This window comes from Exiguobacterium sp. N5 (genome assembly GCF_025842465.1).
In the GTDB taxonomy this organism is placed as follows: domain Bacteria; phylum Bacillota; class Bacilli; order Exiguobacteriales; family Exiguobacteriaceae; genus Exiguobacterium; species Exiguobacterium profundum.
The window spans coordinates 81,933-104,092 of sequence record NZ_JAPAEP010000001.1 but is presented as its reverse complement, the minus strand read 5'-3'; the positions used below and the strand labels follow the sequence as shown (position 1 = coordinate 104,092).

The 22,160-nt window shown below is 49.2% G+C and carries 23 protein-coding genes; 4 read left to right on the top strand and 19 right to left on the bottom strand.

What is annotated here, in order from left to right:
• Positions 1–13 precede the first annotated feature (13 nt).
• Positions 14–427 carry a VOC family protein gene (locus OKS35_RS00560; RefSeq protein ID WP_074037628.1) on the top strand — a complete coding sequence of 138 codons (414 nt, stop codon included), beginning with the start codon at positions 14–16 and terminating at the stop codon, positions 425–427.
• Between the two features lie 38 nt (positions 428–465).
• Here OKS35_RS00560 and OKS35_RS00555 read toward each other — a convergent pair whose 3' ends face one another.
• The 11 genes from OKS35_RS00555 to OKS35_RS00505 form a co-directional block, all read right to left on the bottom strand.
• Entirely contained in the window at positions 466–1,191 is a 726-nt protein-coding gene (locus OKS35_RS00555) for a class I SAM-dependent DNA methyltransferase (protein ID WP_031421255.1), read from the bottom strand.
• Complete coding sequence (gene rsfS / locus OKS35_RS00550) at positions 1,191–1,538, bottom strand: ribosome silencing factor (protein WP_015881000.1); 348 nt, start codon at positions 1,536–1,538, stop codon at positions 1,191–1,193. Before rsfS ends, OKS35_RS00555 begins: the two co-directional genes overlap by 1 nt.
• 10 nt (positions 1,539–1,548) lie before the next feature.
• Complete coding sequence (gene yqeK / locus OKS35_RS00545) at positions 1,549–2,106, bottom strand: bis(5'-nucleosyl)-tetraphosphatase (symmetrical) YqeK (RefSeq protein ID WP_159561906.1); 558 nt, start codon at positions 2,104–2,106, stop codon at positions 1,549–1,551.
• Positions 2,096–2,665, bottom strand: a complete 570-nt coding sequence (locus tag OKS35_RS00540; RefSeq protein WP_078146460.1) for a nicotinate-nucleotide adenylyltransferase — start codon at positions 2,663–2,665, stop codon at positions 2,096–2,098. Before OKS35_RS00540 ends, yqeK begins: the two co-directional genes overlap by 11 nt.
• On the bottom strand, positions 2,662–2,958 hold the full coding sequence (yhbY, locus tag OKS35_RS00535) for a ribosome assembly RNA-binding protein YhbY (RefSeq protein ID WP_015880997.1): 297 nt from the start codon (positions 2,956–2,958) through the stop codon (positions 2,662–2,664). Before yhbY ends, OKS35_RS00540 begins: the two co-directional genes overlap by 4 nt.
• A gap of 6 nt (positions 2,959–2,964) precedes the next feature.
• Positions 2,965–3,750 carry a shikimate dehydrogenase gene (gene aroE, locus OKS35_RS00530; protein WP_264092288.1) on the bottom strand — a complete coding sequence of 262 codons (786 nt, stop codon included), beginning with the start codon at positions 3,748–3,750 and terminating at the stop codon, positions 2,965–2,967.
• On the bottom strand, positions 3,747–4,859 hold the full coding sequence (gene yqeH / locus OKS35_RS00525; RefSeq protein WP_015880995.1) for a ribosome biogenesis GTPase YqeH: 1,113 nt from the start codon (positions 4,857–4,859) through the stop codon (positions 3,747–3,749). Before yqeH ends, aroE begins: the two co-directional genes overlap by 4 nt.
• 133 nt (positions 4,860–4,992) lie before the next feature.
• Positions 4,993–5,619 carry a YqeG family HAD IIIA-type phosphatase gene (locus OKS35_RS00520; RefSeq protein WP_015880994.1) on the bottom strand — a complete coding sequence of 209 codons (627 nt, stop codon included), beginning with the start codon at positions 5,617–5,619 and terminating at the stop codon, positions 4,993–4,995.
• A gap of 125 nt (positions 5,620–5,744) precedes the next feature.
• Positions 5,745–6,524 (bottom strand): phosphatidylserine decarboxylase, encoded by a 780-nt coding sequence (locus OKS35_RS00515; protein WP_159561903.1) that lies wholly within the window; start codon positions 6,522–6,524, stop codon positions 5,745–5,747.
• Positions 6,521–6,943 (bottom strand): thioredoxin family protein, encoded by a 423-nt coding sequence (locus OKS35_RS00510; RefSeq protein WP_159561902.1) that lies wholly within the window; start codon positions 6,941–6,943, stop codon positions 6,521–6,523. Before OKS35_RS00510 ends, OKS35_RS00515 begins: the two co-directional genes overlap by 4 nt.
• Before the next feature lie 74 nt (positions 6,944–7,017).
• On the bottom strand, positions 7,018–7,212 hold the full coding sequence (locus tag OKS35_RS00505; protein ID WP_015880991.1) for a YjzD family protein: 195 nt from the start codon (positions 7,210–7,212) through the stop codon (positions 7,018–7,020).
• Between the two features lie 162 nt (positions 7,213–7,374).
• Between OKS35_RS00505 and OKS35_RS00500 the strand changes: the two genes are divergently transcribed.
• Positions 7,375–8,187 carry a Cof-type HAD-IIB family hydrolase gene (locus tag OKS35_RS00500; RefSeq protein WP_264092287.1) on the top strand — a complete coding sequence of 271 codons (813 nt, stop codon included), beginning with the start codon at positions 7,375–7,377 and terminating at the stop codon, positions 8,185–8,187.
• Between the two features lie 49 nt (positions 8,188–8,236).
• On the opposite strand, the gene OKS35_RS00495 is transcribed toward OKS35_RS00500, so the two are convergent.
• From OKS35_RS00495 to OKS35_RS00460, 8 genes are all read right to left on the bottom strand, one after another.
• Complete coding sequence (locus OKS35_RS00495; protein ID WP_031421243.1) at positions 8,237–9,085, bottom strand: YitT family protein; 849 nt, start codon at positions 9,083–9,085, stop codon at positions 8,237–8,239.
• A 146-nt stretch (positions 9,086–9,231) separates the two neighbouring features.
• Positions 9,232–11,529 carry a glycoside hydrolase family 65 protein gene (locus OKS35_RS00490; RefSeq protein ID WP_264092285.1) on the bottom strand — a complete coding sequence of 766 codons (2,298 nt, stop codon included), beginning with the start codon at positions 11,527–11,529 and terminating at the stop codon, positions 9,232–9,234.
• 208 nt (positions 11,530–11,737) lie between these two features.
• Positions 11,738–12,157 carry a general stress protein gene (locus OKS35_RS00485; protein ID WP_264092284.1) on the bottom strand — a complete coding sequence of 140 codons (420 nt, stop codon included), beginning with the start codon at positions 12,155–12,157 and terminating at the stop codon, positions 11,738–11,740.
• Positions 12,158–12,272: 115 nt separating this feature from the next.
• Positions 12,273–13,331 (bottom strand): LacI family DNA-binding transcriptional regulator, encoded by a 1,059-nt coding sequence (locus tag OKS35_RS00480; RefSeq protein WP_264092283.1) that lies wholly within the window; start codon positions 13,329–13,331, stop codon positions 12,273–12,275.
• A gap of 55 nt (positions 13,332–13,386) precedes the next feature.
• On the bottom strand, positions 13,387–14,889 hold the full coding sequence (locus OKS35_RS00475) for an alpha-amylase family glycosyl hydrolase (protein ID WP_264092282.1): 1,503 nt from the start codon (positions 14,887–14,889) through the stop codon (positions 13,387–13,389).
• A gap of 23 nt (positions 14,890–14,912) precedes the next feature.
• Positions 14,913–15,746: a sugar ABC transporter permease gene (locus tag OKS35_RS00470; protein WP_074037639.1), complete on the bottom strand. Its 834-nt coding sequence runs from the start codon at positions 15,744–15,746 to the stop codon at positions 14,913–14,915.
• A gap of 1 nt (position 15,747) precedes the next feature.
• Positions 15,748–17,100, bottom strand: coding sequence for a sugar ABC transporter permease (locus tag OKS35_RS00465; protein ID WP_015880983.1), 1,353 nt, complete (start codon positions 17,098–17,100; stop codon positions 15,748–15,750).
• 105 nt (positions 17,101–17,205) lie between these two features.
• Complete coding sequence (locus OKS35_RS00460; protein ID WP_074037640.1) at positions 17,206–18,471, bottom strand: extracellular solute-binding protein; 1,266 nt, start codon at positions 18,469–18,471, stop codon at positions 17,206–17,208.
• Positions 18,472–18,841: 370 nt separating this feature from the next.
• Here OKS35_RS00460 and OKS35_RS00455 point away from each other — a divergent pair, with 370 nt between their 5' ends.
• Complete coding sequence (locus tag OKS35_RS00455) at positions 18,842–20,626, top strand: glycoside hydrolase family 13 protein (protein ID WP_264092280.1); 1,785 nt, start codon at positions 18,842–18,844, stop codon at positions 20,624–20,626.
• Positions 20,627–20,785: 159 nt separating this feature from the next.
• Positions 20,786–22,144, top strand: a complete 1,359-nt coding sequence (locus OKS35_RS00450; protein WP_211781580.1) for an MATE family efflux transporter — start codon at positions 20,786–20,788, stop codon at positions 22,142–22,144.
• The last annotated feature ends 16 nt before the right edge of the window (positions 22,145–22,160 follow it).

Sequence of the window (22,160 nt, the reverse complement as noted above, 5' to 3'; positions counted from 1 at the left end):
GGAGGAACTTGCTATGCCGATCAATCCGTATCTCAACTTTAATGGGAATTGTCGAGACGCCGTAACCTTTTATGCCGATGTGTTCAACCACGCCGCTCCAGACATCATGACGTTCGGTGATCAACCTGGTCCAGACGGTCAACCGGTGCCGAGTGAAATGGCCAATCTTGTGCTGCATACCCGACTCTCGGTTCACGGCTCATCGCTCATGTTTTCTGATGCGATGCCTGACGGACCGGTCACATTCGGGGACAATGTCACGCTCGCTGTCGTCACAGACGACCTCGAGGCCATCCATCGTGAGTTCGAGGCGCTCTCTGTGAACGGACGTGTCTTGATGCCGCTTCAAGAGACGTTTTGGAGCAAGGCGTACGGCATGCTCGAAGACCAGTTCGGCGTCCAGTGGCAGTTCAGCCACGAAGCATAACGACAAAAATCCCCGATTCGTCAGAATCGGGGATTTGCTTATTTTTGGGCAACGAAGAAGATGCGCTCGGCATCCGCTCCTGGTGCATGTTCGGTGAAATCAGAGGTGACCGATTTGACATGGAAACCGGCACCAATCAACCATTGCATGTACTGCCCTGGTTCATACGTCCGTTGTTCATGTGTCTCCTCAATTCGTTCATACGTCCCATCTTCAAGCGCGACGAAGAACGTTAAGTCATGAACGACCGACAGCGGGGCTTCTCCCGGGTCGGCAAACCAAATATATGAGCAATCTTCTCCGTTTGACGCATACGTCTTTTGGTTGAAGAGCGTCTGCATCTTGTTCGGAGCATGGACATCAAAGATGAACAAGCCGCCTGGTTTGAGTTGATTGTAGACAGATTCAAACGTATCAATCACGTCCGCCTCGTCTCGCAAATAGCAAAGGGAGTCGCAGAGAATCGTCACCGCATCGACCGGTTCCGGTAACTCCAACTCACGCATATCCTGTTCCCAAAGCGGCAACTCGATTTCGACCTCGAGCGCCTTTTCTTGTGCGACTTCGAGCATCGACTCGGATAAGTCGATCCCCATGACATCGTAATATTCTGCGAGGCGAATCGTCGCCGACCCGGTCCCGCACCCGACATCAGCGAGTGTCGCGCCATCTTGGACGTGACGACGCACGAAAGCGACCCACTCATCATACGGCGCGTCTTTCATCAACTCGTCGTATACATAGGCGAATCCTTCGTAAGCCATTAGCCGACTTCCACTTCGACGTGTGGCGCGTCAGCCCACAATTTCTCTAGATTGTAGTAATCACGGTCATCACGATGGAAGATGTGGACGACGACGTTCTCGAGGTCAGCGAGGACCCAACGTGCCGTGTCCATTCCTTCGAACTTGTGGAGTGGTAAGCCGTTTTCGCCAGCAACGTCTTTGATTTCACGTGCGATCGCTTCGACTTGCTTCTCCGAGTTCCCGTGACAGATAACGAAGTAATCCGCGATTGGCGAAATCCCTTCCATGTCGAGTACGACGATTTCCTCGGCACGTTTATCGTCAGCCGCTTTAACAATCAATTCTAATTCTTCTCTTGCAGTCATATTGACCCTCCTAAGGTATATTCACAAAATCGTTATACGTTTCAATCGTCAGTGGAAAAATACGCACCGACTTCTTCAATAAAAATTCAATCGTTTGTTTCAGTGTCGCGACAACCGCTGCTTCGAGCGAGCGCTCCACTTCTGCCCGCAACCGGTCGACGCCGGGATAATCCCGATTCGGTTCGATGGCATCAGCCACGAACAGAATTTGGTCGAGCCGAGACATCCCGGGCTCTCCCGTCGTATGATTCCGAATCGCCGAGAGCACCGCGTCATCCAGGTCGTATTGACGGGAAAGTAAAATCGCACCGACCGGCGCATGAAGTAGCTCGTCCCCGTACTCAAGTAGATTCGGGTCTAACCCTTCTTCCACGACGACTCGACGCATCTCTTCGACGTCAAAGTACTTCGCATAATCATGAAGCATAGCAGCAAGACGAGCCTGTTCGACCTCTTCACCGAATTGAACCGCCATGCGTTCCGCCGTCTCGACGACACCGAGCGTATGGATATAGCGTTTTTCTGGCAGCGTCTGTTTAATCAACTCGTGCGCTTCTTCAAACGTCATACAACTTATGCTCCTTCACATACTCCTCGACTGGCGTCGGGACAAGATATTTGATGGATTTGCCTCGTTTCGCCCGTTCCCGGATGTCCGTCGATGAAATCTCGAGTTGCGGCATGTCAATCGCGCGGACGTCTGCCTTCTCCGGAATCAAATAACGTGTCCCCGGCCGTGCGACCGCACCGAACGTGACAAGACGGATGAGCGTCTCATAGTCATACCAGGATTCGAGCGAAACGAGTGAATCGGCACCAATCAAAAAGTAGAATTCATCATTCGGATACTGTTCGATCAGCCGTTTCATCGTCTCGACCGTATAAGACGGCTCACTCCGTTCAAACTCAATCAAGTTCAACTTGAAGTCGGACTGATTTTGTATGGCGCGTCGCGTCATCTCGATTCGGTGGTCTGCCGAGCTGAATCCGACCTTATGTGGTGGAATCGCAGCCGGCAGGAACCACACCTCATCAAGTTCAAGCTGTTCACGCGCTTGTTCCGCGATTAACAGATGTCCGAGATGCGGCGGGTCGAACGTTCCGCCCATCAAGCCGATCCGGCTCATGGGAGTTTGATTTGGCGATTTTCTTTCTCGGTCGCCTCCTTGTACAAGACGATGACTTTTCCAATCACTTGAACGACTTCAGCCTGTGTGCCTTCAGCTAACTCGCCAGCGACATCTTTAGGCGTGTCCATGCAGTTTTGAAGTACTTGAACTTTAATCAATTCACGTTTCTCGAGTGCGTCGGCGATATCTTTACACATCGCTTCGCTGACTCCATTTTTCCCAACTTGATAGATTGGTGAGAGATGGTGCGCTTCTGCGCGTAAAAAGCGTTTTTGTTTACCTGATAACATAGTATATTATTCCTCCAATAATCCTTCGATTAACTTTTTTCCAATGGTTTCGTCCGGTTTCACGCCCGTCCATTTCTCGAACGAGAGCGCGCCCTGCCCGACGAACATGGCTATACCTGTCACAACTTTGGCTCCGCGACGTTTCGCTTCTTGAAGCATCGGGGTGACAAGTGGACGATATATGATATCACAAACGACCGTGTTTTGTCGTAATCCTTCTAATGAAAGTGGTGTCGATCTCTCGTCCATCCCGACAGAAGTGGTCTGAATGATGACATCATATCGAGAGACGTCCATCTCATCGAACGTCGTGTAGACGACTCCGAACGTGTCGGCGAGCGCTTTTGCCCGTTCCACAGTTCGATTGACAATCGTCACGTCACGCGTCGGGAGAGCTTGGACAATCCCCCGAGCCGCTCCTCCGGCACCGACAATCAGGACACGCCCTGTAAAGTCTGTGTATGGCATCAGCGCTTGGACAAGACCTGCCCCGTCCGTATTCGTCCCGATAAGTCGCCCGTCTCGTTTATACACCGTATTGACGGCTCCAGCATGTTTCGCCGCTTCGTCAAGGTCATCGAGATACCGAACGACCACCTCTTTATAGGGAATCGTGACATTGAATCCATCCCAGTCCCCTTCTCGCATTGCCGCAAATAAGGCTGGGAGTTCATCTAGTGTGGCATCGATGGCCTCATAACGCCCGAAAAGCCCAGACGCCCTCAACCACTGCTCGTGCAGTTGGGGAGAGAGCGAATGAGCAATCGGGTGACCGATGACGGCCAGATTCATACGAGCGCCTCGCGAAGTGTGACTGCGACGCCTTTTGGAGCCCATGCTGCGATACGGCCACCTTTTCCGTGAATCGCGACCCAACCGAGACCACTGAACACGATATCCGTTTTCACGCCGTCCCGTAAGCTGAACTCATGACGGACGAGTGGCGGTAAGATTTCGAGTGTCTTCTCATTCGGCGGGTTGAGCATCTTCCCAATATGTTGGTCATAGAGCTCATCGGCACGTTCGAGTTTCGTACGGTGTGCTTTCAATTCATTCGACATATAAATGACGAACGATCGCTTATTTCCTTCAAGATAATCTAAACGTGCCAATCCGCCGAAATAGAGCGTCTGTTGCGGATTCAACTGGAACACGTGCGGCTTGATTTCTTTCTTCGGTGTGATCGTCTTCAAATCTTTCGCATCGACATAGTGTGCCATTTGATGACGGTTGATGATTCCTGGTGTGTCGTACAAGTTCGCATCATCGTCGAGCGGAATGTCGATCAAGTCAAGCGTCGTTCCCGGGAAATGACTGACGGTGATGATGGCTTCATCCTCTTCACCGAAACGTTTGATCACCTGGTTGATGAGTGTCGACTTCCCGACATTCGTACAACCGACGACAAAGACGTCTTTGCCTTTGCGGTAGTACTCAATCTTTTCAGCGAGTTCATCGATGCCATGTCCTTTTTTCGCACTGATCAAATGAACGTCGATTGGGTTCAAGCCGAGTTCTTTTGCCTCTGCCTTCATCCAGTTCGCCATCCGGTTCGGGTTGACCGACTTCGGTAACAAGTCGACCTTGTTTCCGACTAACAGTACCGGGTTCGACCCGACTGAGCGCTGAAGACCCGGAAGCCAACTGCCATTGAAGTCGAAAATGTCGACGATTTTGATGACGAGTGCTTCTTTTGAACTGATACCATTCAAGATGCGCAAGAAGTCATCATCTGATAACTCCACATCTTGAACTTGGTTATAGTGCTTCAATTTGAAGCAACGTTGGCAAATGACAATCTCACGGTCAAGTGCCGATTTCGGTGCATAGCCGACCCCGTTCGGGTCTTCCGTTTGGATGGCTACGCCGCACCCAGCGCAATATCGTTTTGTTTCTTCCATAGTTATACTTACTGCCGTTCAGGTTTCCCCTTCTTCATTCACCGTAGCACCTCGCTGCTACTCCTGAAGCGTTAATTCCGACGCCTTGCTCGCCGTACATGGGCAGCCTCCTTCTTCCTGTGCGTTCGAGGTCTTATTCATCTTTTTTATGTGAATCTTCGGAACGTGGATGCATGGCCTCACCGATTTTTTCAGCGACCGCGACTTTTGCCCGTTGTGCGTCAACGGCAAGTTCTTCCACTTTTTTCGTGATCAATACATACTTCCCACGACGCTTCATATGTGCGAAGACCACTTTTTCGAGCATCCGGTTAAATTTCGTGACGAGTCCGTCCGTTTTGACGACCGGTTGCACATGAATGACATGAATGCCCGCCATGTTTGCCCCGAGAACGTCTGTGAACAGCTGGTCCCCTAAGAAGATGGCTTCCTTCGGCGAGTACCCATATTTCGAGAGTGCCGCTTTAAATCCAGATGGTAATGGTTTTCTAGCACGAGCGACATAATGAAGGCCGAGCGGCTCCGTAAATGTTCGTACACGATTCTCGTTATTATTTGATACGACAATCACATCGAAACCGTATGATTTCACTTTTTCAAGCCACATCAATAAAAGCTCTGGCGCATGTGGGACGTCCCACGCCACGAGTGTATTATCAAGGTCCGTCAAAATGACGCGCACCCCACGGTCTTTCAATTCTTGTAGGTCGATGTCAAACACAGACGCGACGAACTGTTTCGGATAAAGTCGATTAAACACGTAAAATTCCTCCAATTAGCTAAACGATTCAACTACTTATACAAGTATTGATATCCCTTCTATGGTAAACGAAAACCGACCAAACGACTAGTCTATCGTTCGGTCGGAAGAAAATTGACACAAAATTAGTTGGATTTGATTGTCCCGATGACTTCACCGAGTCGAACCGGACCGATCTTTTCACGGTCCATTTGAATCGTATCCTTCTCAAAACAAAGAACGACGGTCGAACCGAACGAGAAGTATCCCACCTCTTCTCCTTTGCCCGCCTGGTCTCCTTCGAGCGTCCACTCAATCGTGTTGACGTTCAAGGCACCGACCATGATATGTTCGTACGTTCCGGCTGGGCTGTCAAAGCGCGTCACGCGACGGTAGTTGCGTGAGAGCGGTCGAACCGTCTCCGTCAATCCGATTTCATTCACCGGTGCCGAACGGTCCCCGAGCTCATAGTGACTGAGCACACGACCAGAGAGCGGTGTGTGGACGCGGTGATAATCGCGCGGACTGAGGTAGAGAACGACGACCGTCCCCCCTGCATAACGTCTTGCTTCTTGTTGAGAACCGAGTAACTCCGCAAGCGTATACGACTGACCTTTCACCTCGAAACGACTGTCTTCTGAAATCGATTCGATGACCGATAACTTTCCATCACACGGTGCTACGAGGGTATCGGACGACTCATCAATCGTACGTGCTCCCGTCTTCAAGTGACGGGTAAAGAACGCATGCAATGATGGATAGGCAGCAAGCGGTTGCTCTGCCTCTTCTACCGCAATGTCATATACTTTTGCAAACGATGGAATCAAGTGACGACTCACATCTGATTCTGCGAAACGCTTGAGACGTTTGGCGATCCAAGGCGAGGCGTTCAGCTCAAATAACGTTTGGTAGAAACGACGCTTCATTCCTCTTTGGCCTCCTCATTTTTAAAGAACGTCTCGTATTGTTGTTCAGAGACGGCTCCTTCAATTCGACCGACCTCTTTTCCATCTTCAAATCGGATGATAGTCGGCGTACCTTCAATCCCATACGTCGTCCATACGTTATGGTCAGACAAGTTGATCGAGACCGCATCATATTCTTCGATAAGAGGTTCGACATAAGGCTTCACTTGCTCACAGTATTCGCAGCCCGTTTGCCAGAAGTAAGCGACGACTTCACCATCTTGGTCTAATTGTTGTTGCAATTCATCTGCTGTGACGGCGTTGACACCATCGTCAGTATTGTTTCCATTTAAAAAGTACAACAAACCGATTCCGATAACGATAATCGCACCGATGATGGCGAACGTGATAAAATTCGCGCGTTTTTCAGGGTTTTTCATATGTGTGATCCTCCTCTATGTTGAATAAAGAAAAAAGACTGACTCATGCACGAGTCAGTTTGATTGTAGACGGCTTACTTCTCTTGTGCAACGTCGCTGATTCCCATGTCTTGATTCAAGACATCGAGAATTGCAACGAAGATTGTGATGGCCACGCCAAATCCTGTCGCGAGCATCGCGTTGAACTCTACACCATCAACGGCAGAAATGATAAATACCGCTGTATTTGAGAGCACAATCGCCCAGATCAATGTCACTAAATAACGCATTGAACGTCCCCTCCATCTCACAGATGATTCGTAAAAATTCATACGACATTAGTATAGCATTGTTCGAATAGAATATGCGACTTCGATTGTATATTCTTTCCGTCAAATCGAAAAATGTGATACGGTCGTAGAAACATCATTGTGAAGAAAAGAGGATGACTGATGTCACGTTATTTAATCGCAGTCGATTTAGATGGAACGTTATTAAGAGATGATAAAACAATCAGCGAACGAAACCTTCGCGCACTTCAAGCGGCGCGTGAAGCTGGTCATGAAGTCATGATCGCCACAGGACGTCCAAAGCGCCATTCGATCATGTACTATGAGCAAATGGGATTGACGACGCCACTCGTCAACTTCAACGGTGCGCTCGTACATCACCCGAAAGATGCGAATTATGCGGTGACACACCGACCGATTCCGCTCAAGACCGCCCATGATATCATTGAAGAAGTAGCGGATACGAAAGCACACAATATCGTCGTCGAAGTGACGGACCACGTGTACTTCCAAAAAGACCCGCAAGAGTTCTATAGTCCGTATGCAGAACGTGCGCTCAGCGTCACATCAGGTAACTTGTTGAAGCATTTGCAGGACGAGCCGACGTCCTTATTGATTCATGCGACAAAAGATCACGTCGCGCACGTCCGCTCCCAACTCGACGACATTCATGCGGAGGCGGTATTGAACCGTCAGTGGCGTATGCCTGAACATATGATTGAAGTCATGAGCAAAAACACATCGAAGGCACTTGGACTTCAAGAGGTCTCGAAGCATTTGAACATCGACCGGAAGCACATCATCGCGTTCGGTGACGAAGAGAACGACCTCGAGATGCTCGACTATGTCGGTACCGGTGTCGCGATGGGGAACGCCATCGACCAATTGAAGAATGTAGCCAACGAAGTGACGGCTTCAAATATGGATGACGGGATTGCCTTCTTCTTAGAAGAGCGACTTGGCATCAAGGTATAATGAAAGCACCGACTTAGAAAAGTCGGTGCTTTTTGTGATTCATTCATGTTTAGCGACGGAACGTCCCTTCGACGTCCTCTGTCGGTAAAATATTGATCCAAACCGATGGGTCTGCATCCTTACAGATGCGCGTGATCTCACGCACCTCGTGTCGTTGCGCGACCATCATGAGCGTCGCTTTCTCGACTTTCGAGTACGTCCCGATTGCCGGCATGAGCGTGATCCCGCGGAACACGTGTTGATGTAGTTCCTTTGTCACCTCGTCCGGGTGATTCGTCACGATGAAGAGCGTTTGACGCTGTGTATTCGTGTAAATCTCATCGATTACTTTTGATGTCACATACAAGAAGACGATCGTATAGAGCGCTGTCGGCCATCCGAACAAGGCACCTGCTGCGAGGGCAATCATCATGTTCATCAAGAAGAGATAGACCCCAACCGAGTTGTTCGTAAACTTCGCGAGAATCAGCGCAACGATGTCAAAGCCACCCGTCGAGGCTCCATATCGAATCGTGATCCCCGAGCCGATTGCCAAGAGCACACCGCCAAATACAGCGTTCAAAAGTGGATCGTCCGAGAGAAGCTGCGATTGCGGAAGCAAACGAATGAACAACGTGACCGAGGCGACACTGACCAGCGTATGGATCATCATGTTCCGCCCGAGCATAAAATAACTGACGACGAGCAGTGGTGCGTTCAGAATAAAGAACCAGAGTCCTTCCCCTAATTCAAGCGGTGTACCCTCTAACAATTTCGTCAAGATTTGGGCAAGACCCGTAAATCCTGTCGAATAGACGCCAGCTGGAATTAAAAATAATGTCATGGATAAGGCAACGAACAATCCTCCGATGATCGAGACAACCCCGATTCGTGTATGTTCTTTAACGGCTTCCGTCAAGCTTCAACTCCCCTTTCTCAAAATAGCTAAGAATCAAGATAACATAGATTATTCATGCTGCATACAGCAAATATGCAGGAAATCCGATAAGTTTTTCACACAAAAACAAGCCGACCGAGGTCGGCTTGTTCGTATGAAACGATTGGTCACGCTTTCACTGTCTCGATTGTAATCGATTCATTCGCAGGAACCGTTACCGCATTTCCATACACATGGATTGTCACGTCTGTACCACCTGTTTGCTTGATTGTCACTTGTTCACGTGATGATGTGACCGTCAAGTGATGGCCGCGCCAGAGCATATTGAACGAGTAACCGTTCCAATCTTTCGGAGTCATCGGGCTGAACGAGAGGTTATCCTCTTGAATGCGCATTCCAGCGAACCCATGAACGATGGACATCCACGAACCGACCATCGACGTGATGTGCAATCCGTCTTCCGTGTCATTGTTATAGTTGTCGAGGTCAAGGCGCGCCGAACGTTGGTACAATTCGACCGCTTTGTCTTCATAACCGACTTCTGCCGCAATGATCGAGTAGACACATGGTGACAAGCTCGATTCGTGAACCGTGCGTGGCTCGTAGAAGTCAAAGTTTGCACGTTTCTGTTCGACCGTGAAGCGGTCACCGAACGTATAGAGTCCTTGGAGGACGTCAGCTTGTTTGATAAAGTTCGAACGAAGGATGCGATCCCATGACCAGTTTTGGTTGAGTGGAAGATGTTTCGGATCGAGGTCTTTCACCAAAATCTGCTCTTTATCCATGAATCCGTCCTGTTGCATGAAAACATCTGGAACGAGATCATCTTTTGGATAATACATCTTCGTTTGGATGTCCGCCCACTTCGCAAGTTCAGCATCCGTGATGCCGAGTGTCGACACGAGCTCTTCGAGACGTGCAGGTTCTGCATCTTTCAAGTAGTTGTACACTTCCTGCGTATATTCGAGCGTCCATGCGGCGATCAAGTTCGTGTACCAGTTGTTGTTGACGTTGTTGTCATATTCGTTCGGACCTGTGACGCCTAGGATCATATACACGTCTTTGTGCGGGACAAAGTTGACGCGGCTAGCCCAGTAACGCGAGATCTCGACCAATACTTCTAATCCGTATTGTCCAAGGTACGACTTGTCGCCTGTGAAGTTCGTATAGTTGAAGATGGCATGGGCAATCGCACCGTTACGGTGAATCTCTTCATGCGTGATTTCCCACTCGTTGTGGCACTCTTCCCCATTCATCGTGACCATCGGATAAAGCGCGCCTTCCATACCGACATTCTTCATAGCATTCTCTTTTGCCTGTGGCAGTTGATTGTGACGGTATTTGAGCAAGTTCCATGAGACTTCTGGTTTGGCTGTCGCCAAATAGAAGTGCAGGCAGTAGGCTTCAGTATCCCAATACGTCGCACCGCCGTACTTCTCACCTGTGAATCCTTTTGGACCGATGTTAAGACGTGAATCTTCACCTGTATATGTTTGATACATGTTGAAGATGTTGAAACGGATTCCTTGTTGTGCCTCGATGTCTCCATCGATACGAACATCCGCATCTTCCCAGCGTGCGAGCCATGCTTCCGTCTGTTCAGCGAGAAGTGTCTCAAATCCTTTTTCAAACGCCGCTTCGACACGTGTCATCCCAGCTGACTGCAATGCCTCAACCTCGTGGTCGCGGTTCGTGACGACCGACACATACTTGTAGGCTGTCGCTGTCTCACCGGCCGTTACGTTGACCGTGAATTTGTTGGCAACAAACAAATCTGTCGCTTCAAGCACTTCACAACGAGCGCCTTCGACGTCCGCAATCATCGATGCCGTGACATGCCAGTCGAGTTTCTTCGTCTTCGTCGTAACGAAAGCGAAACGCTCTTCCACACCACGATCGACCGGAAGCCAGAACTTCTCATCGTAGTTCGAGTCTTCGTTGACGACATCGCCATCTAAATATGGAGTGAACTCAATTTTTGCTTCGTAGTTGACTGGTGTGACGTTGTAACGGATTGCCAAGACTTCTTTATCCACGATTGAGAAGAAGCGGACGACTTCCACTTTCGTCTCTTCTGTCCCGTTCATCAAGGTGAACGTCCGTGTGAGGACACCACGCTGCATGTCGAGCTCGCGGGTGAAATCTTTCACTTCCCATTTCGCCAAGTCGACCGGTGTACCATTGATGACCACGCGGAGACCGATTACGTTTGTCGCATTCAACACTTTGGCAAAGTATTCAGGGTATCCGTTCTTCCACCAACCGACACGTGTTTTGTCCGGGTAGTAGACGCCCGCCACGTAGAATCCTTGGTGCGTATCATTCGAGTAATCTTCCTCAAAGTTTCCTCGCATCCCCATATGCCCGTTCCCGAGCGATGTGATGGATTCTGCAAGACGGTTCTCTTTCGGGTGAAGACCTTCCTCTGTTACTTTCCATTCATCGACTGCAAACAATCGTTTCATCTGTCTGCCACTCCTTTTTCTCTACAAGGCTACCTTCGACGGACAACTAGTTCATGCAACCGTTTGTCTATGAAAGCGCTGTATTTAATCTCACCTTTCATTTTACACAACTGAAACGAGAATGCAATCGTTTGCATAAAACTTTTTCTTTCTTTTTTTCATCACAATTTACAATCAAAAAAACCGCCTCAAATTGAGACGGTTTCAATCAATCTTTCTGTCCATTTTCCGGATTCTCACCAAATGCCGCATTCGCTTCGTGTCCCTCGAATACCGCACTTCGCCCATCATTGAATCCGGTATCGGGTTCGTCGATGACGAGCGCGTATCCTCCTTGCTTGATTGAAGCATGCGCCTGTTCGATTTCGTCGTCCGCGATCCCTAAATCGGTAAGCGCCTGTTTCGTATCCCGACCCTCGCTTCCCCCTCCGTTGAGGTTGTCTAACCAGGATGTGTCACCTTCTTCTATGTTTAGGTCCGTCTCTCGTTTAAGAACGTGAACGGCTTCATCCCGCTCCGTCACGACAAATAGTTCCCCTTCATCATAGCCGTTTTCTTTCAGCTCATTGATCTTAGACAGTAGACTTTCTTTCGTATCGAATGTTCCGACAAATCGTCTTTCACTCATCTCTATCCATCCTTTCGATTTCGATTCCTTCGAGAAAGATGTTCCCTACTTCATGAAGCTTCAATCAAAAGGATATGCAAAAGACGACTCCGCTCTGGCGAAATCGTCTGGTAAATCAAGAATTCGATTCTAATGTTTCGGTTGCCTTACTCTTCTTCTGCCCACATGATTGGCGGACGACCAGATAATGTGGCACGATGACACGCTTCCCATAAGGGGGTGCATTATCACTGATTTGTTCAATCAAGCAGTTCGTCGCCTCGAAACCGAGACCGAAGATGTTAATTTCGACCGACGTGAGTGGCGGGTTCGAGTGTTCCGCGATATACACGTTATTGAAACTGACGACCGCGACGTCATCTGGGATTTTGAGCCCCATCTCGCTTAATGTGCTGATGACGCCGAGTGCCATCATATCGTCACTGACGACGACGGCTGTTGGTGGTTCCTCATTTTGTAACAGTTCACGGACGGCCTTCGCGCCGCCCTTCGTCATGAATTCAGCCCGGGCGATATAATCTTCACATACCGGAATGCCTGCTTCCATGAGGGCCGTCGCGTATCCGTTCCGACGATCTTGTGTGACGGCGAGTTTATCCGAGCCCCCGATGAAGGCGATGCGACGATGACCTAAGTTATAAAGGTGTTTCGTCACTTCACGACCCGCCAAATAGTTGTCCGTATCGACGTAAGTGATGGAAGAAGCGTCCCCGAACGGCTTCCCGACCACGACGAACGGAAACTTCGTTTGACGTAAGTATTGGACGACTTGGTCGTCTTCACGTGAATAAAGAACGATGACACCGTCGACACGGCGTCCTTGTACCATCTCGATCACACCGGACAAAACTTCTTCTTCTGTCACGCCGGTCGTCATATAAAGCGAGTATCCATTCTGGTGCGCCTTCGTGCTAATTCCTCGTAGCACTTCCGGGAAGAACGGGTTTTGAAGCGTCTTTGTTGCCGCGCTCGGCATGACGAGACCAATCGACTGTGTCGAGCGGTTAGCGAGACTTCTCGCATGAATGTTCGGATGATACCCGAGTTCTTCCATGGAACTTCTGACCCGTTCTTTTGTCTTTTGACTGATTCTTGGGCTGTTGGCGATGACGCGAGAGACTGTCGACGGCGCGACGTTCGCGTGCTTCGCTACATCTTTGATTGTAATTTGCATGGTGTTCCCCCCTGCTTCCGTGAGTTCGATTCGTGCCTTGCGGCGTTTCATGTCTTTATTTGCGGCGCTTCCACATGACCAAACCAGTCAAGAAAATCGGAATCGTAACGACGAGCAAGCCCATCATCCACGGATTGACCGAAGATTCCTCAACGATGTAAGCGTTCGCACTTTCACCAGATAGTTCAATTGTAAACGTTCCACGCTGATCTGTGACCAGTTGTGAGAATAAAAGACCACGAAGTCTCATATCTTCCCCGATTTCACTGACATCGATCTCAATCTCTCGATCGTCACGATTCATGTTGATTGCATAGAGCGCAACGTCATCTCCGTCTTTCCGTTCGAAGACAGCCATCCCATCTTCCGAGGCGATCATGCGTTGCTCTCCTGTCGCAAAGACCGGATACTCTTCCCGCATGCGGTTCATGGTCGCGACGTATTCATGCAACTCCTCATTTCCCGGGAATTCCGTCATGACACGGTTCGCCGGGTCGGCTCCACCGGTCTGCGCATTTTCTGTCCCTTGGAAGACGATCGGCATACCAGGTGACGCATAAAGCGCGAACAAACCGAGGCGTAAGCGTCGTTCCACCGATTCCACACCACCGAGTTCCGCCATATGCATGAAGCGTTCGACATCGTGATTATCGAGGAACGTCGCCATCTGGTTCGGGTCGTTGAAGAACGTTTCGGCATAGCTTGCGGTAACGTCAATCTCGTCGACGTTCGCTTGCTGTTGCGTCATCGTTTTCGACACACGGTCATAAAATGTAAAGTTTGTGATGCTGTTGAACCCGAGATCGTCATATTGCGCGACGTATTGCGGATCTGGGTCGAACACTTCGGCGAGTAAGTAAAAGTCTGGGTCGACCGACCGCACACCTTCGACAAAGTCTTTCCAGAATGCTTTATCGACGTGACGAACCGTATCGAGGCGATAGCCGTCGATGTCCGTCTCTTCGATCCAGTACTTCGCCGCATCAATCAAATACGATTTGACTTCCGGATCCTCTGTTTTGAAGTCAGGTAAGTCGAACAACCAGTGCGTCTCGACTTGCTCCTGGTCTTTCCAAAATACAATCGGTAACTGTTCATGGAACCATTCCGGCTTTTCTTTAACCCACGGGTGGTTCGGACCGACATGGTTGACGACGAAGTCGAGAATGACTTTCATATCTCGCTTGTGCGCTTCCTGAACGAGTTCCTGTAAATCCTCTTTCGTTCCAAACTGTGGATCGATGTTATAGAAATCTTTAATCCAATACCCGTGATAACCGTCCGGCATATTCTCAAAAACGGGCGTCAGCCAAATCGATGTGAAGCCGAGTGATTCGATATAATCGAGCTTCTCAATGATTCCACGGATATCACCACCGTGAAATGCTTTCGGATCATCTTTGTCCACCTGTTCATTGTTGTCCGGATTTCCGTCAACAAATCGGTCGACCATAATAAAATACATGCGTTCTTGTTCCCAAGTAGCGGCTTCCTTTGCTCCGACGACGGTCGGAAACAAAAGAAGCGACAGGAGCACGAGCACGACGCCTCGCCTCATATCGCTTCCTCCTTTTACGAGTATTATCCTTTCGTACCACCCGCTGTGAGGCCAGAAACGAAGTAGCGTTGGAACATGAAGAACAAGATGACGATTGGAAGGGCTGATAGAACTGCACCTGCCGCAAATAACGTGAAGTTATTATCGAACTGTTTCGAAATCATGTTGTAAAGACCAACTGCCAATGTTTGTTTCTCTGGTGAACGAAGGACGAGCGATGCCAAGATAAAGTCGTTGAATGGTCCCATGAAGTTAAAGAGAGCAATCGTTGCGACAATCGGCTTCGCGAGCGGCAAGATGATTTGCCAAAAGATTCGGAGGTGACCAGCACCATCCATGCGGGCTGCTTCGTCAAGTTCTTTCGGAATCGTGTCGAAGTACCCTTTCGCCAAGTACGTGTTCATCGGAATCGCACCACCCGCATAGAGCAAGATGAGCGCTGTATGTGTGTCAAGAAGATTGAGCATGTTGAGCAACACATAAATCGCGATGATCGCAACGAACTGTGGCACCATTTGAAGGACGAGGAACAAGACGAGCGAGTTCTTCCGTCCGACGAAGCGGTAACGTGAGAAGACGTATCCAGTAATCGTCACCAAGACGACTGAGAGTGCCATCGTGATGAAAGCGATTTTCAACGTGTTCACATACCATAAACTATAATCCGAAATCGTTAGGTCAAACAAGTTTTTGTAGTGAATGAACGTAGGATTTGCTGGAATAATCGTTGACGTAATCGTACGCCCCGGGTTGAACGATGTGCCGACAACCCAAAGCATCGGATAGAGAATGATGATCGACGCAAGCGTCAAGATGACATACGAGATCGCCAAATTGATTCGTTTTTGTTTTTTCATATCAGATCATATCCTCGTCTTTGAAAGATTTTGTCCGACGGAACTGGATCACGGCAAGCGTCATGATGAAGAATGACAAGATGAGTGTGATCGCAGCCGCAAGTCCGTATTGCGGGTTGGCACCGAGAGACAATTTGTAAATCCAAGAAATCAAGATGTCGGTACCGCCGGCCGTTTGTCCAGGTACAGCAGGGCCACCGCCATTAAAGAGATAGATGATGTTGAAGTTGTTGAAGTTGAACGTGAACTGCGTGATCAAGATCGGTGCAGTTGCGAACAAGAGCATCGGCAATGTGATCAAGCGGAACTTATCAAAGATCGTCGCTCCGTCAATTGTCGCTGCTTCATACAAGTCACCAGGAATCGACTGAAGCACACCCGTCATGAGCGTCATGATGAACGGGAAGCCGAGCCACCATTGAATGAGAACGAGTGCCGTACGTGTCGCCGTCGGATCGGTCATCCAGTTGACTGGGTCAAGACCGAGCGCCGGTAAGATTGTCGTATTGAACACCCCGAACGACTCGTTGAACATCGAGCGGAAGATTAAGATCGTGATGAATGCTGGGACCGCCCATGAAAGAATCAAGATCGAACGGAACAAACGACGGAAGCGAAGTCCTTCTTGGTTCAAGAGCACCGCAAGGAAGATTCCAATCGCGATGACACCTGTAGTTGAAGCGACCGTCCAGACAAGCGTCCAGCCGAGTACCCCGACGAACGTGTCACGGAAGATATCAATTTCAAAGATACGCGTGAAGTTCTCGAATCCGACCCATTCGACGAGTTTCGCTGGTGGTGCGTTGTTATAGCGATAGTTCGTGAAGGCGATCAAGAACGTGAAGATCAATGGAAGAATAACTGTAAACACTAACAAAATGAGTGATGGGATTAACATTAAGTATGGGAATCCATGGTCACGCAGGTTGCGAAGTTGCATTTGGAACGATGGAAGGTTTAGATGCTGATCACGAGCGCGACCGACACGATAGGCGTCACGAATGTTCCAAACATAGAACGCGATTCCGAAGAAAAGTAAAATTAACGCGACAATCCCCTCGACCATCAAGAAGATGGAGTGGTCGTTACGAGGTCCTGGCACTTCACCAAGCGTGATCAATCCCCAAAGTCCTCCACGGTCACCTGGTCCGGCGCCCGCCCCTTTGAAAAATAGATCATAGTTTACGGCAAAATAAGATACGACGACGATAAAGAACGCTACCGCCTTCGCGTATTGTTTGTTGTATAACTGTCCGAGTCCCGGAATGATGGAAAGTAGTCCCGCGTTCCGAGCATGGTTTGTAGGCTTGTCCGGGCGTTGGTCCGGTGATTTAGGGTTCGCAATTGCAGCCATCCTCAGTTTCTCCTTTCGATTTGAGCAAATCAATCAAGCAAACGTTTGCTCAATGCTAGAAAATGATGGGGAACGCCATGTGGCGTACCCCGTCATCTCAATTCCTTATTGGTTGTTCGCTTGGATTTGTTGTTCGATGACTTTCACTGCATCATCTGCAGATTTTTGTGCATCTTGTTTACCAGTTGCTACAAGCTGAAGCGCTTGAGCCATTGGCTCCCAAACTTGTCCCATTTCAGGAATGTTCGGCATTGGGATTGCGTTTGTTGCTTGGTCGAATACCGCTTTCGCAACTTCGTTCGACGTGATTGTCTCGTTCGACTCGAGTGCTGCTACTGGTGGGATCTCGTTGTATGCTTCAAACATTGCCAATGCGTTTTCTTCATTCGTCAACTCTTGAAGGAACATTTCAGCCCACTCTTGGTTTTCTGTGTAAGCTGAAAGGGCATATGTTTTCACACCCATGAACGTCTTGATTGGCTCACCGTTCGGAAGTGTTGGCATTGGAGCCGCTCCGAGGTTCACGCCTGCATCTGTGTAACCAGCTACAGCCCATGGTCCGTTCATGACTGAGTGAGCTTTCTTCTCAGTGAAGAGTTGGTCCATCGCTTGGCCGCCAGACTCTCCGATCAATCCTTTAGGGAAGAGGCCTTCTTCGTACCATTTACCGATGTATTCGAATCCTTCAACTGCGCCTTCGTTGTTCAAACCGATATCCGCTGGGTCGAGTGCGCCACCGTCTTCTTTGAACACGTATCCGCCGAATCCAGCGACAACACCGTGTGCGAAGTAGAAGTTATCCCAAAGTGCAAGGAATCCGTACTCGCCGTCAGCTTTTACATCGTTTGACAACTTGTAAAGGTCGTCCATAGATGCTGGAGCTTCAGCCATCAAGTCTTTGTTATACATGAGAACTGGTGTCTCAACTGATTTTGGATATCCGTAAGCTTGTCCATCGAACATGACAGCTGATTTCGCAGCGTCTGTGAACGCGTCAAGCGATCCTTCGTCAGCGATTGGAGCCAAGTGTCCTTGGTCTGCGATTGTACCAATCTGATCGTGTGGTACGAGCACGATGTCTGGACCTTTTCCAGCTGGACCGTCAAGCGCGAGCTTGTCTTTTTGGTCTGTCATCTGTACTTCGACAACTTCAACTTTTACGCCATGCTCTTCTTCGAACGCCTTCGCAACTTCTTTCGTTGTTTCAGACTTTTCGATGTCTTCCCAGATGACGATCTTTTCAGGTTTGTTCTCGCTTGAAGAACCACCTTCGTTAGAAGATCCGTTGTCCGTTCCGCCACCACATGCAGCAAGTGCACCGAATGCGAATACTGCTGTTGAAAGTCCTGCTACCATTTTTTTCATCTTCATGATGAAAAACCTCCCCAAGGAAATAGTATGGTCAGATTTGCGCAATCGCACGACCACGTCAATTTTAAAACTCCGCTACGAAATTGACACGGTAGTGAAAACGTTTGCATCCTCACCTCAATTTTTATTATACAGTTGTGAAAGCGTTTTACAAGTCTTTTTTTACACTTTTTTTACGTCTGTTGACCCATTTATGTAATTTTCAAATGTTTGTTCTCAATTCTTCACTTTTTATGCGTTTCAGCAATTGACAAAATGTAAACGCTTTATTAACCTTTGCTTGAGCAAACGTTTTCGCAACATCTGTTCTCTTTGATTCCCGATGTTGTAAAATGATGTCATCCCCTATAAAGAAAGGAATGTTTTCCTTATGATGAAAGAAGCGATTTATCATCGTGCCATGTCCCCGTTCGTCTACAAATATGATCGCGAGACAATCCACATTCGTTTCCATACGAAGCGAGGCGATATCGAATCTGTCGATTTGATTTGGAACGACCCTTATGATTGGCACGCTGAAGACCCAGCCATGTGGAACTTCGATCCGGATAAGCCGAGCTACTGGCGTACATACGAGACTCCAATGGAGAAAATCGGGTTTGACGACGCCTACGACTATTGGTTCATCTCCATCAAACCGCCGTTCCGACGTCTACGTTACGGCTTCCGTTTGAATGATGGACAAGAGACGGCCGTTTATACCGAAAAAGGATGGTTCGAAGAGAAGCCGCTCGATGATACGGGTTACTACTTCTGTGTCCCATTCATCAATCCAATCGATATCTTCCATTCGCCTTCTTGGGTGAAGGATACGGTCTGGTATCAAATCTTCCCGGACCGTTTCGCAAATGGCGATGCTTCGCTCGATCCTGAAGAGACGCTCCCATGGAACTCGACAGAGCCGACGACGACAAACTTTTTCGGTGGCGACTTCCAAGGAGTGATCGACCATATCGATCATTTAGTCGAACTCGGGATCACCGGCATCTACTTCTGCCCGATCTTTAAAGCGACGACAAACCATAAGTACGATACGCTCGACTACATGGAAATCGATCCACAGTTCGGGACGAAAGAGAAATTTAAAGAGATGGTCGACCTCTTGCACGAGAACGGCATCAAAGTCATGCTCGACGCAGTCTTCAATCATGTCGGATATCATCACCCATGGTTCCAAGACGTCGTCGAAAACGGTCCGTCCTCTGAGTACCGTGATTGGTTCTACCTTCGCGATTTCCCGGTTGTCACAGAACCGAAGCCGAACTATGATACGTTCGCATTTGAAAAGAACATGCCGAAAATCAATACAGAACATCCCGAATTAAAAGCTTACTTATTAGATGTCGCCCGTTACTGGGTCGAAGAATTCGGCATTGACGGATGGCGTCTTGACGTTGCCAACGAAGTCGATCATGCATTCTGGCGTGACTTCCGTAAGGCCGTCAAAAATGCGAACCCGGAAGCTTATATTCTCGGAGAGATTTGGCACGATTCACAACCTTGGCTACAAGGCGACCAGTTCGATGCCGTCATGAACTATCCGTTCACGAACGCGAGCTTGAACTATTTCGCACTCGACCGGACGACCGCTTCTGAGTTCCGCAATGAATTGACGCGTGTCGAGATGATGAACACGATGAACGTCAACGAAGTCACGTTCAACTTGATTGATTCGCATGACACCCCCCGCGCGTTGACACGAGCGAAAGGACATAAAGGCAAGTTCAAACTCTTGATGACTTCAATGCTGACTTATACGGGTAGCCCATGTATCTACTACGGGGACGAAATCGGACTCGAAGGCGAACAAGATCCAGGTTGCCGTCGCTGTATGCCGTGGGATGAAGCCGAAGAAGACCGTAATCTCTTCCGCTACATCCAAAAGCTCATCCAGCTTCGTAAGGAACACCCTGCGCTCGCCAATGCCGGCTCATATCGCTTCAACCTGGTCGACGATGCGAACAATGCAGTCATCATCGAGCGGTGTACGAAAGATGAGACATACTTGGTTTACTTCAACAACTCAGACTCTGCCTCGAAACTCAATCCGCTCGGTTATACAGGAGCAGCCACGGACCTCTTGCATGACCGTGACCTTGACTCACTCGAAATCGAACTGGCGCCATTCAGTGCTGCTATTCTGAAATTGAAATAAATTCGAAAATCACCTGATTCCTTCGGGTGATTTTTTTGTTGAAAATAATTTAGCAAACCCCTTTCTTTTTCATTTCATAAGGAGTAAGATGACCTTTGACATTTTTATAAAACAAATAGTTAACAGAAAGAATTATAGAGAAAAGGGAGAATACACTACATGCAGACGAAACAAACGGAACAGCTCACCCTGTTCAAACTGTCGTGGCCGATTTTCATCGAACTTGCCCTCCATATGGGAACCGGGATCATCGCCACATTGATGCTCGCTCACTACTCAGACGCTGCCGCTTCGGCCGTCGGGGTTGCCAACCAAATCTTAAACGTGTTCTTGATTGTCTTCAGTGTGACGTCTGTCGGGGCGACCATTTTGATCGGTCAGGCCATCGGTGCTGGGCGCATGAAGAAGAGTCGTGACTTCGCCCGCTCCGCTGTCAGTTTGAATATGTGGCTCGGTGCGATCATGGTCGTCGTCATCTTCTTGTTCGGTGAAACGTTCTTACGCCTGTTCGGTCTATCGGACGAACTGTTTGCGCACGGGCTGTTGTTCCTGCAAATCGTCGGCTTGTCGTTATTCACTGAAGCGCTCATCATGGCGCTCAGTTCGATCCTCCGGAGTCACGGTATGACGAAACACGCCATGCTCGCGACGCTTCTGATTGATATCATCACCGCTGTCGGTGCCATCTTCGCTGTTACCGGCTGGTTCGGACTTCCGGTCACGGGTGTTGCCGGTGTCGCTTGGGCCATCGTGATCGCACGATTCGCCGCCATGGTTCTCTTGTTCTGGCTCGTCAAGCGGAAGCTTATGATCCGCTTCCCGTTAAAAGAAGTGATTCGTCCGAAGAAAGACGACATCCAGTCACTCCTTCAGATTGGAGTCCCTTCTGCCGGAGAGAATTTATCGTATCAGGCATCCCAAATTATCATCACTGGATTTATCGCGACGATGGGCGAGGCTTCCCTCGCTGCTCGCGTGTACGTGATGAACTTGTCAATGCTTGCCTTCTTGTTCACCGTCGCCGTCGCGCAAGGAACCCAGCTTTTGATTGCACGGGATATTGGAGGGAAACGCTTCAAAGAAGCCTATCATCGTGCCGTCAAGACATTGAAGATCGCCATGTTCGCATCTTTCGTCGCCTCTCTCGGTTTAGCGGTGTTCAGCGAATCACTACTCGGTCTCTTCACGTCAAACCCTGACATCATCGCGGTCGGTGTGCCCATCTTATGGGCGACGCTCATTTTAGAGCCGGGTCGCGCCATGAATATCGTCCTGATGGGATCATTGAAGTCTGTAGGGGACGTCCGCTTCCCGGTCATGATCGGGATCGCCTCGATGTGGGGTGTCGCCGTGGCGTTCAGCTACTTGTTCGGTCTTCAAATGGGGCTCGGCATCCTTGGGATTTGGCTCGCCTTCTCCCTCGATGAGTGGTTCCGCGGATTCTTCGCGTTCCGTCGTTGGAAATACGGGACGTGGCAACAAAAGGGCTTCCAGTTCGAAGCAAAATCAACCACGTAAAAAAGCGGCCGCGGCC